This window comes from Kiloniella spongiae (assembly GCF_001026905.1).
GTDB lineage: Bacteria > Pseudomonadota > Alphaproteobacteria > Kiloniellales > Kiloniellaceae > Kiloniella > Kiloniella spongiae.
Map to the genome: position 1 here is coordinate 81,546 of NZ_LAQL01000016.1, position 18,047 is coordinate 99,592.

The 18,047-nt window shown below is 43.4% G+C and carries 12 protein-coding genes; 6 read left to right on the plus strand and 6 right to left on the minus strand.

Going from position 1 to position 18,047, the window contains the following annotated elements:
- Positions 1–291: 291 nt before the first annotated feature.
- The 6 genes from WH96_RS18110 to WH96_RS18135 form a co-directional block, all read right to left on the minus strand.
- A complete protein-coding gene (locus WH96_RS18110; protein ID WP_082130575.1) occupies positions 292–1,710 on the minus strand; it encodes an ATP-binding protein in 1,419 nt (472 codons plus the stop codon).
- Positions 1,707–2,366, minus strand: a complete 660-nt coding sequence (locus WH96_RS18115) for a response regulator transcription factor (protein ID WP_047765640.1) — start codon at positions 2,364–2,366, stop codon at positions 1,707–1,709. The genes WH96_RS18110 and WH96_RS18115 overlap by 4 nt, the downstream gene beginning before the upstream one ends.
- The gene (locus WH96_RS18120; protein WP_047765641.1) at positions 2,363–5,530 is read right to left on the minus strand and encodes an efflux RND transporter permease subunit; all 3,168 of its coding nucleotides are present in this window, start codon (positions 5,528–5,530) and stop codon (positions 2,363–2,365) included. Before WH96_RS18120 ends, WH96_RS18115 begins: the two co-directional genes overlap by 4 nt.
- Positions 5,523–6,782 carry an efflux RND transporter periplasmic adaptor subunit gene (locus tag WH96_RS18125; protein WP_047765642.1) on the minus strand — a complete coding sequence of 420 codons (1,260 nt, stop codon included), beginning with the start codon at positions 6,780–6,782 and terminating at the stop codon, positions 5,523–5,525. The genes WH96_RS18120 and WH96_RS18125 overlap by 8 nt, the downstream gene beginning before the upstream one ends.
- Positions 6,782–8,269 (minus strand): efflux transporter outer membrane subunit, encoded by a 1,488-nt coding sequence (locus tag WH96_RS18130; RefSeq protein WP_047765643.1) that lies wholly within the window; start codon positions 8,267–8,269, stop codon positions 6,782–6,784. The genes WH96_RS18125 and WH96_RS18130 overlap by 1 nt, the downstream gene beginning before the upstream one ends.
- Before the next feature lie 110 nt (positions 8,270–8,379).
- Positions 8,380–10,236: a PHA/PHB synthase family protein gene (locus tag WH96_RS18135; RefSeq protein ID WP_047765644.1), complete on the minus strand. Its 1,857-nt coding sequence runs from the start codon at positions 10,234–10,236 to the stop codon at positions 8,380–8,382.
- 226 nt (positions 10,237–10,462) lie between these two features.
- On the opposite strand from WH96_RS18135, the gene WH96_RS18140 reads away from it, so the two are divergent.
- The 6 genes from WH96_RS18140 to WH96_RS18165 all read left to right on the plus strand — a co-directional run bounded on the left by WH96_RS18140 (position 10,463) and on the right by WH96_RS18165 (position 17,942).
- The gene (locus tag WH96_RS18140) at positions 10,463–11,491 is read left to right on the plus strand and encodes an OmpA family protein (protein ID WP_162200172.1); all 1,029 of its coding nucleotides are present in this window, start codon (positions 10,463–10,465) and stop codon (positions 11,489–11,491) included.
- A 188-nt stretch (positions 11,492–11,679) separates the two neighbouring features.
- On the plus strand, positions 11,680–12,891 hold the full coding sequence (locus WH96_RS18145; protein WP_047765646.1) for an LL-diaminopimelate aminotransferase: 1,212 nt from the start codon (positions 11,680–11,682) through the stop codon (positions 12,889–12,891).
- 3 nt (positions 12,892–12,894) lie between these two features.
- Positions 12,895–14,184 carry a homoserine dehydrogenase gene (locus tag WH96_RS18150; RefSeq protein ID WP_047765647.1) on the plus strand — a complete coding sequence of 430 codons (1,290 nt, stop codon included), beginning with the start codon at positions 12,895–12,897 and terminating at the stop codon, positions 14,182–14,184.
- Positions 14,185–14,249: 65 nt separating this feature from the next.
- Complete coding sequence (glpX, locus tag WH96_RS18155) at positions 14,250–15,218, plus strand: class II fructose-bisphosphatase (RefSeq protein WP_047765648.1); 969 nt, start codon at positions 14,250–14,252, stop codon at positions 15,216–15,218.
- A gap of 120 nt (positions 15,219–15,338) precedes the next feature.
- Positions 15,339–17,141, plus strand: a complete 1,803-nt coding sequence (gene recJ / locus WH96_RS18160; RefSeq protein WP_047765649.1) for a single-stranded-DNA-specific exonuclease RecJ — start codon at positions 15,339–15,341, stop codon at positions 17,139–17,141.
- 9 nt (positions 17,142–17,150) lie between these two features.
- Positions 17,151–17,942: a DUF1194 domain-containing protein gene (locus WH96_RS18165; protein ID WP_053006123.1), complete on the plus strand. Its 792-nt coding sequence runs from the start codon at positions 17,151–17,153 to the stop codon at positions 17,940–17,942.
- Positions 17,943–18,047 lie beyond the last annotated feature (105 nt).

An 18,047-nucleotide genomic window follows, 5' to 3' on the forward strand; every position in this document is an offset into this window, starting at 1 on the left:
GCACATGGAAAATGTGCAAATGTTTCAAAAATGTCTCAGGGTTTAGTGATTGAATTGCCCCCAAGCGCGATTAGCTTGGAAATCAGTCGCAAGGGAAAACCAAAGGGTTCAAAGTTTTTTAAAAAAGATTGAACCCTTCGTTATAATTTATTGATGTCGAATGGTTTAATCCTCTGCACCACAGCGCAAAATTTCCTGTGAAATTTACCTGTGAACGAAAATTATTTTACTATGAAATAGTAAATTGAATATCACAAAAAAACCAAATAAAAACAGCATTTAAATCAAAAATTAAATTGGAAAAATAACATCTACTTGAACGCCGGTCATATCCTCAGGATCACTTAACAACACTTCGGCTCTGTGGATTTCTGCAACACGTTTGACAATTGACATACCTAGGCCAGAACCTGTTTCCTCTTCCCCGGCACCGCGCACAAATCGGTCAAAAATATAATCCCGCATGTAATCAGGAATCGGACGTCCGGTATTTTTAATACGCAGAGTGAGGTTAGAAGCGTTTGAAAATACTTCGATAGAGACCACACCGTCTTCAGAACAATACCGCACCGCATTATCTACCAAATTACGGCATAAGACGCTAATTGCTGACGCAAGCCCTTTAAGATTACACTGATCAGAAAGGGATATTCTGAAATCAATATTCTTTTCATTTATTTTATTACCGAGTTCTGCAGAAACATTTTGAATAATGTTACACAGATTAACGTCCTTGAGTTTCTCTTGTGCTGTTTTGGGATCAAGTCGGGCAAGGGTAACAAGCTGTTCAACAGTATGTGTCGCCCGGTCAACTCTGAGAGAAATGGCAGCAAGACCTTCTTTCTGCACAGGATCATTTGTTTGACGCTCTCTTAACTGCGCCTCTGATTTAATCGCAGCTAAAGGCGTTAAAAGTTCATGTGCCGCATTTGCGGTAAACTTTTTTTCACTTTCAAGAGATGCATTCAGTTCTGTTTCATGACGTTTAATAACCTCATTGCACACATTAATTTTATCAATTAATGCCTTGATTTCTATGGGGTTTCTTTTTAATTTTATAATAGATGTATCTTTATCTTCTCTAGTCTCAATCTTCTCTGAGATTTCAATAATGGGCGAGATAGCTTTCTTTATTCCCAAGAAGAGACCAATAAAACTCAGGGGAAGAATGACAAAAACATAGGGGAAATTTTCACTGATAAAAATAAATATGACCAATGCAAAAGGAAAGATACCTTCAAAGGCGAGTTCCATGTCCTCCGTAGCAACAGCCCAGGCATTTTTTCCCTCGATCTTTGTCGCATGAGTCAACCAGACGATATCATCGTCCTGATTCTGATCAAAGAAGGAACCTGCTCCTTCTTTTGTTGGTTCAGGCATCACAGGACTGATATAAGATTTGATGATAACCTCACCGTTATACCAAATTTGATAACTACTATCCGAATCAAATCCAGCATCAACAAAGTTTGGAGGTGTTTGAGCAATCTGTTCCAGCCAATTTGTCAAAGCAGGGTCACCTTCATCAAAATAACTTAAGGGCAGGGCGCTTGCTAAAATCTCACTTCTGATTTCAAGGGCGTCTTCGGTCAAACTGACAATGAGCCCCTTTAAACCAAAGATAACTGTTGCAAAAACAAGTGCCCAGGTCAGCGACGTTATTGAAAAGGTATAGAGATAAAGCCGTGCCTTAACGGAAAAAAACATCATACACTTTCAACCTTATACCCCACACCGCGTAGGGTAGAGATAATATCAGACCCAAGACGTTTTCTCAGCCTTGATATTTGGGCTTCTATAGCATTCGGCGTCACACAGTTATCCCACGTATAAGCATATTCTTCTAACTGGGATTTAGAAACATAACGTCCTGCGTTTTCCATTAACTTTTTTAGAATAATAAACTCGGTCTTGGATAATTGAATTTCAGTATCACCCAGTTTGACTTCGTGACGATCCGGACACAAGCTTAATTGACCGACAGTGATAATACTCGACGCACGAACTTCTCGACGTCGCCCCAAAGAACGAAGCCTTGCAAAAAGTTCATCCAGATCAAAAGGTTTGGTCAAGTAGTCATCTGCACCTCCATCCAGACCTTCTATCTTTTCCGATGTCGAGGTGCGTGCTGTTAGCATAAGCACCGGTAAGGTAATACCTTTGTTTCGGGCTTCTTTCAGAAAATCAATCCCCTGTTGATCAGGTAGCATCCAATCAAGAATAATAAGGTCAAAAACACTTACATCCAACGCAAGAGAGGCGTCTTCAGCAGATTTAACCCATTCGCACACACTTCCGTCATGATGCAGTGCTCGTTCCAATGTAGCCCCCAGTTGCGGATCATCTTCGACAAGTAAAACTTTCATACCTTAACTTTCACACCTGAGTTTGGATGATGATTTTGATTATCGTTGTGCATACTATTCCTAAAGAATGAGATTATCCGAAAGATATCAAGACCTATTTCATAAAGAGAAGGAATTAACAACAGGGTAACAAATGTTGCGAGTACAACACCGAATGCCAGGGATATGGCCATAGGAATAACAAACTGAGCCTGATAACTTGTCTCGAATAAAATCGGTAACAACCCCAAAAATGTTGTCAGCGACGTCAAAACGATTGGCCTAAATCGTGAAATACTCCCATGTAAAATAGCCACGGAATCCTTCACCCCCTTTTGCTTCAACTTATTTATCTGATCAATCAAAACCAAGTTATCGTTAATTACGACACCTGCTGCAGCAAGAACACCCATTATTGAAAATGCATTTATCTCCAAACCAAAAAGGCTATGCCCTAAAATAGCACCGACCAACCCAAATGGAACAGCCGTTAAAATAACAAAGGGCAACAGATAGGAGTTACTCCCAATCGCCAAGATGGCATAGATGACAAAGAAGAAAATAACATACAGCCGGAATGATTCTGAAAGGAACTCATCTTCTTCCTCGGCATCTCCATCCAGTTTATAGCTAAAGTTTGGGAATTCACTGCGTAGATCTGCGAGATAAAGATCATTAATCACTCCTAACAGTTCGAAACGCGTCCACTGATCTTCATCAAAATTGACATTGATTGTTGCTACTTGCTGGCCGTTAATCCGTTCTATATAACCGGGTGTTTTCGCATCGCTAAGTGTCGCAACACTTGCGAATGGAACCAGGGTTTCCTGATCCTGAATTTTCACAGGAAAATCTTCAACATTCTCTATATAAAGTCGCTCACGATCCGGAAGACGTATATTAACATCCATGGTTTCCATAATCCCGGGTAATCGATCCACACGTGTTCCGTAAAAAGCCTCAGAGAGCTGATTGCTGATACTACTTACGTTTGCGCCAAAACGCATGCCTTCGGGTAAGAGATTAATTAGAAACTCTTTTTGTTCCGTTCCTTGCGTAACTGTAAAATTAAAGACCCCATTGGTTCTGAGCAGCTTTTGTTTCAACGCATTAACGTGCAACGTTATTTGCTCAGAAGTTGCCCCAAAAACTTTCAACGAAATGCTATTGGCATCGCCATCTTCACTGGAAGAAAAATTAACTTTTTTTGCATTTGCAATTACCCCAAGCTCTTTTTGCCATCGGGCTTCAATCTCTTCGACAGGAATTGTTTTCAGCGCATCCGAATCAAGTTCCACCAACATGTAGATATCATTATCCGCAATAAATGATGCTCTGTTTTTTATAAGCGTTGATAACGAAGCATCACCATCTTGCGCACTGTCATAATCAGATATTATGGCAGGAAGAACTGCTTCAAAAGATTCTTCTAAACGCAGCATTGTATCCTGCATCTCATCCGCCGTCGTTCCACGGTTCATAGAAATAGACGTGATAATTTGTCCTTCGACCATATTGGGGAAAAGTTGCATAGGAACCTTTCCCGATATGACTAAGCCAGCTGATAAAACGGCGATCGATAGAAAAATCGACAAACTAAAATAACGCCAAACCACCGCTTTTTTAAGCAAGGGTCGATAAATCATCAAAATAACCACGCGCAATCCTTTTTGAAACTGTCGGCGCGGCATTTTGAGAATGTGAGTAAATCGACTGTCTCTGCCGGGTGTGAATGTGACCAGATGGCAAGGTAAGATCAGGAGAGATTCAACAAGTGAAAAACCAAGCACAGCAACAATGATAAAAGAAATATCAAAAAGAAAGCTGCCGATAATACTCTTGAACATTAAGCCAGGAACAGCAGCAGCAATCGTTGTTAACACACCGAGGAAAACAGGTTTCCACACATCTTTAACGCCTAAAAAGGCTGATTTTGCACCCGGTCCATTCTTCTGCTGCCTGTTGTAAACACTTTCGCCAACAACGATAGCGTCATCAACAACAACCCCCAGGATCAATAAGAAGGCAAAGGTCGAGAGATGGTTGAGAGAAATATCAAAAGCGGGGAGGAGCCAAATCCCGCCAGTAAAAGAAAGAACAATCCCGGTACAGACCCAAAATGCAAGTTTAAGATTAAGAAAAAGGATCAAAACCACAAATACCAAGCATAACCCGACCAAAGCATTATCAAGCAGCATAGTCAAACGCTGTGCAATATCTTTGCTGTCATCCAGCCAAATGGTGATACCAACATTTTGCGGTAATCTGTTTTTTATCTCCTCTATTTTACGCCCGATTTCTTCTCTTACGCCAAGAAGATCCTGTCCTTCTGAAATAAAAACCTCTAACCCGGATGCGTTTTCTCCGTTAAAACGGCTGATAAAATTTACATCTTTGCGATCAAATTTTATCACGGCTATTTCGCCCAAGAGAATTTTTTCGCCTGTATTTTTATTTACAATAGAAATGTATTCAAAATCATCCGGGTGATAAGCTCTTTCGTTTCCTCGAATAGATATTTGATTGCTGCCATGTCCAATGGAACCTGCCGCTACATTTATCGAAGCAACAGAGATCGCATTGGATATATCTTTCAGGGTGAGGCCGGTTCGTCTTAATTCATCAGAAGATATTTCGATTGATATTTCACGCTTAGGCGCAGAAAAGAGTTTTACATCGCTTGCGCTGGTTTCGCTGATAAGTCTGTTTTTCACCTCTTCGCCAATACGGGTCAGAGCCTCTAAATCAACGTTGCCATGAATAGCAATATCCAGAATGCGGTCTCGATCTTTGGTTTCTGTTATTTGGGGGCGCTCAATCCCTTGCGGTAAAGATCCAAGAGCATCAATTTTTCTTTTTATTTCAGATACTTTTTCATCAATATTGACATCAGAGTAAAAAAAGATCGTTGTTGTGCCGACCTCTTCAACTGCAAAAGAATATATGTTTTTTATACCCTCTATGCTTTTGAGTGCATTTTCTACAGGTATCGAAATATTACGGGCAATAATTTCAGGCGTCGCGCCGTCGTATTCAATTGTTACATCAACAGCATTTAACTTCGCAGGGGGAAATATTTGCGTTTTCAGATCAAAACTGGAAACGACACCACCTAGTAATATAACGACCATTAACAGGTTGCAGGTTACCGGGTTTTTGACAAACCAATGAAGTATTTTATTCATTGATCAAAACCACTTGATTGCTGCTGTTTTCAAGATTTGAATTGTTGATAGCTAAGCTTTTAATAGAATCTAATTTACCAACAGCACCATTCGAATTCGTTCTAATCTTCATTCCTTCGACAAAGATTTCTGGTGGTTGGGTTAAAACTTTTGTGGGTAGTTTTATATCTGCCGTAAAATAAACTTGCCCTGTATCTTTGTGGTGAATGTTGATTTTTAACTGGCGAACAAAATCATTATGATCAACCACGAGAACACTATCTCTCATATAAAGAGTGCTCGCAGGTACCCGATACATATTTGATATTATTTCAGACTTTATTTCGGCAAAAATAAAGGTACCGGATAATAAAGGATTCAAAGCAGAATTCGCCTTAGCGGTAACATTGGCAATCAACATGTATTGATTGGTTTGTTTTTGAACTTCTTTTTCCATGCCAATAACTTGTCCAGTCCAATGCTGATTATCTTTTCGCTGCGGATCTCGTATTGTGATCGTTTTTGATTGAATATTTTTTTCAATGAGTGAAAGACTATCCAGTTGACGGCGTGTTACAGGCAACCTGACCTCCAACAGTCTATCAGAAAAAAACTTCGCTACATTTGTACCCGCTGAAACATATTGTCCAACAGCAGCTAACTTTTCTCGTATAGCACCAGCATAGGGCGCTACAATTGTCGTTCTGGAAAGGGCGAGCAATGCTTTCTTCTGCTCGGACTTTGCCGCCCCTAAATTTGCCTTTGCTTCGTTTAACTGCGGTATTCGTAAAGTCAGGGGTGAGGGAGATCCTTTACCGTATTTTTCCCACTCTAATTTTGCGAGTTTTGATTCAGCCTGTTCCTTGATCAACTTTTGTTGTGCGCCCGCTACATTTGCCTTAGCGGTCGCGAGTGAAAGTTCATAATCACGCGCATCAATTTGAAAGAGAAAATCTCCCTTTTCGAAACGATCGCCAACCTTAAGATCATTTGCTGTTTTTGTCACAAGGCCAGAAACTTGTGCCGTTAAAGTTGTCTCAAATTTGGGATGCACGATGCCTTGTGTTTTAATGGTAAAGTGCTGTTGTTTCGCAACGATATCGTAGGTCGATAATTTTAGTAATTCTGGCTGTTTCGCGATCTCGGCAATGACCGGTTTTTCATCCTCAATCAAAACCAAGGTCATCAATACTGATGCCGTCAAAACTAGAATTGGAAAAATCAGTTTTAACAATAAAATTGTTGTCTTTCTTAGTGATAAATCAAAAGGCATCAAAAATTCCTGTTATCTTCTGATAATTCTAGATCTGACTGTATAAATTTTTGCAGCGGTGTGTTATGACCACCAAGGGCTAGGTAGAGGTTTACCCGCGATAAAAGTCTTTGTTTTTGAATGTTGACCAATCGAGATTTACTCACAAAAAACCTTTGCTGAGCCTGCAACAAATCCAAAATAGAGATCAAACCGCTATAATATTTTTGCCTTGATAGATTTTGCCCCTGTTCTGCCATCAATGCCGCACGGCTTAACTCTTCTTCTTGTTTTTTGAGGTAAATTTCATTTCCAAGATAGTTTTCAACTTCATCAAACGCCTTCAAAGCCGTGCTCACATACTCGGCAATAGTTTCATCTTCAATCGCCTTATTCTGGGCAATGACAGCGCGACGCTGACCTCCGTCATAAATCGGTTGAATAATATTGCCCGCAATAGATGCAACAAGACTGTAAGGATCAAAAAGATCACTCAGTTTTCTATTCTGATAACTCGTACTCTGTGTCAGGGATAACTTGGGTAATCGGTTGGTTTCTGCTGCATTCAGATTATGATGCGCTGCGATTACCTTCTGCTCTGCAATTAAAAGGTCAGGGCGACGAACCAATAAATCAGAAGGAATACCAGCAGAGAAGTCCGTTACTATTTGTGGAAATTCTTTAGAACCTTGAATTTTTCCAGAAGGGTATCTTCCCAAAATTAATTCAAATTTTCTAGTAGCTTGGGATCGTTCGCTAACTTTTGATGTTAATGTTGAATCTGTATTTGCAAGGTCGGTTTCCACAAGACGTAGATCCAAGATGGACCCAATTCCTTGTTGATATCTATCCTGTGTTCGCTCTACAATTTCAATTAAATTTCTCTTCTCCTGACGTGCGATATCCAGTTGCTTTTCCAAAGCAATAAGCTCAATCCATTGCACCACGATCCGTGTCGCAACTGATAATTCTGCAAACTCAACATCGCGTTGTCTTTGCAACAATGTACTATATGAGGCTTGTGATTCAGACTCTAAGCGCCCCCAAATATCGATTTCCCACGAAATCCTTGCTTCAGCCTTGAAAGAATTCTCATAACTTTTAATTCGTTCTCCGCTGGGGCCTTTTGATGAACTTTTGGTTCTGCTGGCATCCCCAAATAAATCAATCTTTGGAAAGAAAGCAGATTCAGAGACTTCGTATTGAGCAATCTGTTGTTCTAAACGTGCCTTTACCGATTTTAGTTCAGGATTATTTTTTATTCCCTCAACAATAAATTCACTGACTTTCTGATGAAAATCTGGCGTAAACCATGTTTCAGAAACTGAAATAACTGAACTTTTATCAACCTCCGCGCCCTGTTGAGATGACCATGTATCAGCAATCTCGGGTAGCGTCGCTTTATAATCAGGCAAATCTGTCGAAATGACACACCCCTGCACGGCAATGATACTCATTGCCGCAACAAATCGGGGAAAGTAGAGTTCAGATAGTTTAATCCAATACATAAAGCCCAAGATAAAATCTGAGCCTGACAAAACGCTGACGATAGAAACAAGTAATAAAAATCAGCGTTTTGTAAAAAATTGTACAGTAATATGGAGAATAAATATCTGCCTTATCGAGACTTCACATAACGCCCTGGAGCAGGTTCTATTACCTTCAAAGCTTTATCTTTAAACATTCCCTCACCAGGAGTTCGGGCAGGGACAAATTTTCCGCTTTTTTTCTGCGCCCATTTCGCCCAGTGCGGCCACCATGATCCCGGATGTTCTTTTGCTCCCTCTAACCACTGGTCCGGATCATCAGGAGTTTCAGAATTAATCCAGTGAGAATACTTTTCTGCAGCAGGCGGATTAATAATCCCGGCAATATGCCCCGACGCCGCAAGGACAAACTCTTTTTCACCTGAAAAGTGCTTCGTATTGGCATAGGTGGATTTCCATGGAGCAATGTGATCTTCTTTTGCAGAGATCATAAAGCTTGGCACATCTATCTTGCCCAAATCAATTGGCACGCCATCTAATATAATTCCACCTGGTTCAACCAATTTGTTATCCAGATACATGTTACGAAGGTAAAAAGAATGCATCTTCGCAGGCATTCTCGTTGTATCAGAATTCCAGTAAAGCAAATCAAAAGGAAAGGGGGTTTTGCCAAGCAAATAGTTGTTCACGACAAAAGACCAGATGAGATCATTCGCCCGTAACATATTGAAGGTCGTTCCCATTTCAGCCCCGTCAAGATAGCCTCGGTCAGACATTTTCTTTTCAAGAACTTCCATCTGTTCTTCATCAATGAAAACTCTAAGTTCGCCCGCCTCGGCAAAATCAGTCATTGTGACAAAGAACGTACCGCTTTTAATACGTTTATCTTTCTTTTCAGCCATATAAGCCAAAGTCGAAGCCAGTAAGGTTCCCCCCAGACAATACCCAATGACATTAACATCTTTGACGCCTGTTGCCTCTTCAATCGCATCAAGTGCGGCGAGGGGTCCACGGAGCATATAATTTTCAAACGAGTAATGCGCCAAGCTCTCATCCGGGTTCACCCAGGAAATCATGAAGACAGTAAAACCCTGTTCCACAGCCCACTTCACGAAGGAGTTTTTAGCTTTAAGATCCAGAATGTAGAATTTATTAATCCAGGGAGGTATAATCATAAGGGGACGAGAATAAACTTTCTCTGTCGTTGGCGCGTATTGAATAAGCTGCATAAGCTCATTCTCATATATAACACTGCCTTCTGACGTTGCGATGTTTTCGCCCAAAGCAAAAGCATCTTCATCCGTCATTTTAATACGACCTTTTTCCAGATCGGAAATTAAATGTTCCAACCCTTGTAGCAAATTTTTACCACCAGATTCTGCCGTTGCACGTAAAATTTGAGGGTTCGTCATCAAAAAATTACTTGGCGAAAGCGCGTCCAAGAACTGTTTCGTATAAAAATCTACCTTTCGCGCATCTTCCTCGCTAAGACCGTCAACATCCTTAACAGAGGTATGAATAGTGTTCGCCGTTAAAAGATAAGATTGTTTAAGGAAGTGAAAAAATGGATTATCTTCCCACGCTTCATCTTGAAAGCGTCGATCCCCTTTTTTCTTTTTCTGACTCTTACTTTTGGCCGTCTGATGATCAGAAGACGATTCTCTTCCGTCATTGGATTGATGTTCAGGAGATTTATGTTCTGGATTAAAGAAATTATTCGATGCTTCCAGCCACAGAGAGTTATATCCCTGCCATAAATCAGTTTGCAACTTGACCGCTTTTTCAGGATCAGACCAAAATTGTTGCGATAGCTCCCAGAATGCCTTGCCAATCCGCATGGGATCAGGCTCATTTTCTAGCGTTTGTCCGCTTTGTTGGATTAAAAAGCGTTCAATCATTGCCTGAGATTTCTCAGAAATTGCTGTCATTGTTTCAGTAATTTCTGCGGGATCAGGTAGCTTTATTCCCTCGGGGTGTTGATCGACCATCCAGCCTTCCCTATGATCTGTTTAGTCTTTTTATAGAATAGTATATCGCCTTGTAGCTCTTTCAATGTTATACACCCATTGTTACAGCTGGAAGCACAAAGAACAACAAGTGAGGTCAATTTCGTTGCTATATACATCTACTCAGTTGTAATTTTGATGTATGTGTATCGATTTATTTGACAGTTGCATGGGGGAACGGTCTCTAGATATGGCCAAGGACAATTATATGCCTGAGTTGAAAAAACGTAGTGTATACCGCTTTGGGGGTAAGGGTCGCATTTTAGGAGCACTCGTGCTTCCACTGGTACTTGCAGCCTGCTCTTCAACACCTGACTGGGCGAACCCGGTGGCTTGGTTTGATAGTGACGAACCAGAACAGCCAACACAGGTGACAAACGCTGAAAATGTTGTACCCGCCGAAGGGTTTCCGAATCTTTCAAGTGTTCCTGGCGAATCCCCGCAAACAACATCAGGTGATTACAGAACTCAGGTTACTGAAGGTTTGGTTGCAGACCGAGGTAATGCAGAATATAGCGATCAGCCATTAACAGCCAGATCAACTCTGGTTCCTGCTGCACCACCACCATCTGTACCGCAAGCGCCGTCTATTGCACAAACAACACCACAGGCTGTACCTGCTGCACCGGCACCTGTTGTTCCAAGTACAGTTCCTGCATCACCACAGGCAGTAACCGGTGCAACATCACAAACAACAGTGATCTCATCACAAGGTGCAGCTTTGCCACCCGCATTTCCAAACGGCGCACCGGCTTACGCACAAAACCAATACACCGGACCACAGTACAACACGCCAAGCTGGGGCTCACCTTATGCGCAACAAGGCTATAGTCAGTCATACACAGGCCAGGCCACATATGGTTCACCTTACGCAGCGCAAGCTGGCGGACAGCTCGTTGCAGTCATTTACTTCTCGCATGGTTCATCAAACTTAAACAACCAAGATATTCAGGTTATTCGTGATGTAGCTGCACTGTACGGTCAACGTGGTGGAACGATTACAGTGCTTGGGCATTCAAGCTCCAGAACACAGCTGACAGATGCATTACGCCATCAGCAGGTTAACTATGAAATCTCTGGACGTCGTGCCGAAGTAGTTACGCGTGCCCTACAAAACTCTGGCGTTCCCGCACGTCAGGTTATTACCGACGCGCGGTCGGACAGTAATCCTGTTTTCCACGAATTCATGCCTACGGGTGAGGCCGGAAACAGACGTGTAGAAATATATGTAAACTAGGCGAATTGCCCTGAGAAATTTTTGATAAATTTCTCAGGATAAAACGCATAAAACATTGGTCACGAAGCTGGTATTCTGCTATCTGCTTCGTGGCCTTTTTTATAGAGCTAATCATCTTGGTCAGAGTAGAAAAGAATATTCTTTTTTCTCTGGCTAAATAGAGATAACCCAACAAGTTCGAGTTGATAATGGATCAGGAATTTCACCGTATAAAACGTTTGCCGCCTTATGTATTTGCTGAAGTTAATGCATTAAAAGCAGCGGCGCGAGCGGCGAAAAGGGATATTATCGATTTTGGTATGGGAAATCCTGATCAGCCCCCGCCACAACATGTCATTGATAAACTGACCGATGTTGTTCAAAATCCCAGAGTACACGGCTATTCTACATCCCGTGGTATTCCCGGCTTAAGAAAAGCAATATCAGCCTACTACGATCGCCGTTTTGGCGTTAATATTGACCCGGAAACAGAAACCATTGTAACTCTGGGTTCTAAAGAAGGTCTTGCAAATCTGGCACAGGCAATCACCAGCCCCGGCGATATTATTCTCGCACCGAACCCAAGTTACCCAATCCATGCCTTTGGATTTATCATTGCCGGTGCGGCTATCAGATCAATGCCGATGACACAGGGCGCGAATATCATGGAACAGCTGGAAATAGCTGTTCGACATTCGGTCCCCAAGCCTTTGGCGATTATCCTGAACTATCCATCAAACCCGACAGCCGAAGTCAAGGATCTGGATTTTTATGCGGAAATCGTCGATTTTTGCCGCAAGCATGAGATATATATTATTTCTGATCTGGCCTATGCAGAAGTTTATTTTAACGACACACCACCGCCATCAATTCTAGAGGTTCCCGGTGCGAAAGATATTGCCGTAGAATTTCTGTCCATGAGTAAAACTTATTCAATGGCTGGATGGCGTGTCGGATTCTGTTCTGGCAATAAAAAGCTTGTCGCCGCGCTGACCCGGGTTAAATCCTATGTTGACTATGGTGCCTTCACACCTGTTCAGGTCGCGGCAGTGTCTGCACTTAATGGCCCACAAGAATGCATTGGTGAAATGCGCGATCGCTATCGTGGTCGCCGCGATGTCTTGATAAAAGGCTTGAGTGCAGCCGGATGGGACATACCAAGTCCGCCCGCAACAATGTTTGCCTGGGCTCCCTTACCAAAAGAGTTTGCCCACCTGGGCTCAATGGAATTTTCCAAGTTATTATTAGAACATGCTAATGTAGCGGTTGCCCCTGGTGTCGGTTTTGGCGAGTATGGCGAAGGTTATGTCAGGTTGGGACTTGTAGAAAACGAACAACGTACGCGTCAGGCTGTTAAAAACGTTAAAGCCATGATGCAGAAAAAAGACAGTATTCTTGAACAAATTAGTAAGCGGAAATAAATCGTGAGTGAACCCCTTAAGATTGCGATCGCCGGATTAGGTACCGTTGGTACTGGAACAGTCAAACTTATTCAGGATAATCTAAACGTCCTCGCCCAACGCACGGGACGTGAAATGTCTATCGTAGCAGTATCAGCGCGTAGCCGTAAAAATCGCGATTTTGACATGAGCGACATGACTTATTACGACAACGCAGTGGACATGGCTGAAAACTGTGATGCTGACGTTATGATGGAGCTTATTGGCGGGTCCGAGGGTATTGCAAAAGAAGTCGTTGAAGTTTCAATCGCCAAAGGTCGTCACGTTATTACAGCGAACAAAGCCCTGTTAGCGCACCACGGAACTGAGCTTGCCAAACTCGCAGAAGAATCCGGGGTTGCGTTGGCTTACGAAGCGGCTGTTGCAGGTGGAATTCCGGTTATCAAAGGTCTTCGCGAGGGACTCGCGGCTAATTCTTTTGATCTCGTATACGGCATTCTCAACGGTACTTGTAACTTTATCCTGACAAACATGCGTGAAACAGGTCGCGACTTCGAAGAAGTTCTGTTTGAAGCGCAGGAACTTGGCTATGCCGAAGCAGATCCTAGCTTTGACGTCGACGGTGTTGATGCCGCGCATAAGCTATCACTTTTAAGTTCTGTATCTTTTGGAACCGAAGTTGATTTTGATGCTGTGTACATTGAGGGCATAAGAAACATCTCGGCGCTTGATATTGTTAATGCTGAAGAGCTGGGGTACCGCATCAAGTTGCTTGGAATTGCGCGCAAGACAGAACATGGTATAGATCAACGTGTTCACCCTTGCATGGTTGCCAAAGATCAACCTATTGCCTCTGTAGAGGGTGTTCTGAACGCAGTCGTCTGTAACGGAAACCACGTTGGAACCACAATGTTCGAAGGTGCAGGAGCAGGCGGAGGACCCACAGCTTCAGCAGTCGTCGCTGACTTGGTTGATATTGCTCGCGGTACTATCTTGCCAACTTTCGGTGTTCCGGCAAAAGCACTTGAAAAACCTATCGCTCAGCCTGTCGAAAAGCGTGAAGGTTCTTATTACCTACGTTTACAGGTCGAAGATCGCCCAGGCGTCATTGCAGACATATCCAATATCCTCAAGGATGAAGATATTTCCGTAAAATCACTCATTCAGCATGAATCAAACCCAGGGAAGTCAGTTCCACTTGTGATTACAACACAGGCAACGGTGGAGACCGCAATGGGAAGATCACTAGAAAAGATATCGCAACTCGATTGCGTACTCGAAAAACCAAATATGATCCGGATCGTCTCTCTTTAATAGAACGATCTGAAAAGCAATAACCCGTTCACTATTGAACGATATCAAAGTCAGAGGACAAAGATATGGAACGTAACCTGGCCCTAGAGACCGTACGTGTCACAGAAGCTGCTGCATTGGCTTCTTCCCGCCTTATGGGACGCGGAGACGAAAAAGCAGCAGACCAAGCTGCTGTGAATGCAATGCGCGACGCCTTAAACGGTCTGGCGATTGATGGCACAGTTGTTATCGGCGAAGGCGAACGTGATGAAGCGCCTATGCTTTATATTGGCGAGAAAGTAGGAAAGGGCGGTCCAGGCATTGATATTGCTCTCGATCCCTTGGAAGGCACAACACTGACAGCCAAAGGCGGTCCAAACGCGATGTGCGTTATTGCGATGGCCGAATCTGGTAACTTTCTGAATGCACCAGATACCTATATGGACAAGATAGCTGTTGGCGCCGGACTTCCTGAAGGTGTTGTAGATCTTGACGAAACTGTCGTTAACAACCTGGCCAGTCTGGCAAAAGCAAAGAAAACTGACATCAGTGACCTAGTTGTTTGCATTATGGATCGTCCACGTCACGAAGAGAAAATCGCTCAGGTTCGCGAATGTGGTGCCCGTATTGTTCTCATCGGTGATGGCGATGTTGCTGGTGCACTGGCAACCAGCCGTTTTGATAGTGGTATTGATCTGTTCATGGGGGCAGGTGGTGCACCAGAAGGTGTTCTTGCTGCTGCGGCTCTTCGTTGTACAGGTGGCCAGTTCCAGGGTCGTTTACTCTTTCGGAATGATGATGAAGTTGCCCGCGCACGCCGCTGGGGTATCGAAGATCTCGACCGTAAATACGAGATCAACGAACTTGCCAAAGGCGATGTTATGTTTGTTGCTACAGGTGTGACAGACGGTAGTCTTCTTCGTGGTGTACGGCGATACCAAGGTGGCGCGACAACACAGTCTATGGTGATGCGCTCCAAAACAGGTACATCCCGTGTTGTTGATGCAACGCACAATTTTTATCGTAAAACGTGGTATGACAATCTGGGTGTTTAATACTTTACCAGATATACTAGGAATAAAAGAGGCGCCGTATTGGCGCCTCTTGTTTTTTATGGGAAGCTCGCTAGGTTATCTTTACTTCATTAATCACTTTTAATTGGTCGGTTCATTATTATGCAGGGCAAAGAACAAGATACTTTGCGAGATACCTTTCTGGGCATCCAAAGCTCTATTACAGGCAAACGCTGGGAAGAGCGATTAAAAGATCACCGCTCAGCCCTTGCCCTTAGCCAACGCCTGAGTTTACCTGAAATTATCGGCAGGTTGCTAGCTGCCCGTGGCGTCACGCTGGATACAGCCGAAGCATTCCTGAAACCTACCCTTAAAGACTGGTTACCAGACCCATCCATTCTAAAGGGAATGGACGATACAACAGCACGAATTTTCAAAGCCTTAGACAAAAAAGAAAAAATCGCTGTTTTCGGGGATTATGATGTGGATGGAGCAACTTCTTCCGCACTTCTCATACGTTACTTTAATGCAATTGGCGTCGAAATCTCTGTACATATTCCAGACAGGGTAACGGAAGGATACGGCCCCAACCTTCCTGCATTACTTAATCTGCAACAACAGGGATGCTCACTCGTCATCACAGTTGACTGTGGAACTTCTGCTTTTGAACCGCTCGAAGGAGCTAAGCAAGCAGGTCTTGATGTTCTTATCATTGATCACCACGAGGCCGAGGCATTGTTGCCGCCCGCTGTTGCCGTTGTAAATCCAAACAGACAGGACGAAAGTCGCGAATACGGTTCCCTTGCTGCCGTAGGGGTCGTATTTCTTGTTCTTGTTGCTCTCAACCGACGCCTCAGAGAAGAAGGGTGGTTCAGCAAACAAGGTATCAGAGAACCCAACCTCATGTCTCTTCTGGATCTTGTTGCATTGGGGACGGTCTGTGATGTCGTCCCGCTATCCGGATTGAACAGAGCTTACGTCAGTCAGGGCGTTAAGATTCTGGCCAAGCGGCATAATCCCGGAATTGTAGCGCTATCTGATGTAGCCAAACTCTCTGAAAAGCCTGATAGCGGACATCTCGGCTATACATTAGGCCCTCGCGTTAATGCAGGTGGACGTGTCGGTCAATCATGGTTAGGTGCCAAATTACTTTCCACAGAGAATGCAGATGAAGCTTTAAAAATTGCGTCACAGCTAGAGGAATATAATTCAGAGCGTAAAACAATCGAAACAGAAGTTCTGGATCAAGCATTAGGGACGATTGGTGACGAAACTGAACTAAAAGGCATTACCATTGCGTCAGGTGAGGGATGGCATCCCGGCGTCATTGGTATTGTCGCAAGCCGTCTAAAAGACCGATACAATATGCCAGCCCTTGTTATTGCCTTTGATGAGAAAGGAATAGGTAAAGGATCAGGACGATCAGTTCCCGGTGTAGATCTTGGTTCGGCAGTCATAGCTGCGCGTCAGGCTGGCCTACTTGAAAATGGTGGTGGTCATGCCATGGCAGCAGGCCTTACTGTTCATCAGAAAAATTACCGGGAACTGTGCACTTTCTTATCAGAACGCCTGTCAAAAGCTTTGTCCGAAGTTTCTTACACTCCCAGTATAGGTATAGACGGCGCACTTCAACCCGGTGGCGCAAGTGCTGACCTTATCGACTTGCTGGATTCATGTGGCCCCTTTGGTGTTGGTAATCCTCAGCCTAGGTTCGTGTTACCCTCTGTACGCGTTTTGCGCCCGGGTCTCGTTGGCGAAAGCCACGTGAGATGCATTTTAAGCGGGGTTGACGGACGAACCCTCAAGGGTATCGCCTTTCGTTCCCTTGATAACGAATTGGGGCAGTTGCTTTTAAATACGGGGGGCATGCCCATCCATGTCTGTGGTAAACTAAAACGTGATACCTGGTCCGGGCCAGATGGTGTACAAATAATTATAGAAGACGCCGCACCAATTAACGGGTAAGATAACAGAATGAGACAGTCGTTTTTTTCTTACAGACGCTATTCTTTTAATTATTTCAGTTCCTTAGGCAGAATAATTTCTGCCTTTTTTTTAACTGTTTTTATCACGCTTACATTCTTTCCGAAAAAACCAGCCTTTGCACAAGAAGGCATTCATGTCGACTTGGAGCTAGTTTTGGCTGTTGATGCCTCTACAAGCGTCTCCGCACAGGAATTTGATTTACAGATGCGAGGAATAGCGCAGGCTTTTCGCGATCCCTCTGTCGTGCAAGCCATTGCCGTTGCTGGGGATCGTGGCGTGGCAGTTGCCGTTATCCAATGGGCAAACAACCTACTTCAAAAAGTTGCTGTGGATTGGTTTTTAATTCGTAATGAGCAAAGTGCCGCCGAATTTGCTGACATTGTAGATGAAACCCCGAGATATATTTTTGGCGGGGGTACTTCTATTGGCGGAGCAATTACCTATTCAACGCGTCAGATGGAAATAAATCCTTTCATCGGTGTACGCAAAGTTATCGATATTTCCGGTGATGGACGATCCAATCAGGGCGCACCACCGGAACTCGTTCGTAATCAATCGACAACACAAGGTATTGTGATTAACGGTTTAACCATCAACAATGAAGACCCCTTTATTGATCGGTATTACGAAAAATTTGTTATTGGGGGCACAGGAGCCTTTGTTCAGACTGCAACAACCTATGAAGATTTTGGTGCCGCGATGAAAGAAAAGCTGATCAAAGAAATCGGTGGTGTGCCTGTTGCGCAAAAAGCTACCGAAATCAAGCTGGCGAGCCAATAATCTACACTTAATAAAAAAAAAGATTACAGAATCGAAAATACCTACTTGCCAAGGGTCTCTGAAATCGGTAAATCCTTGCTCACCGAAAGATGACCCCTTCGTCTA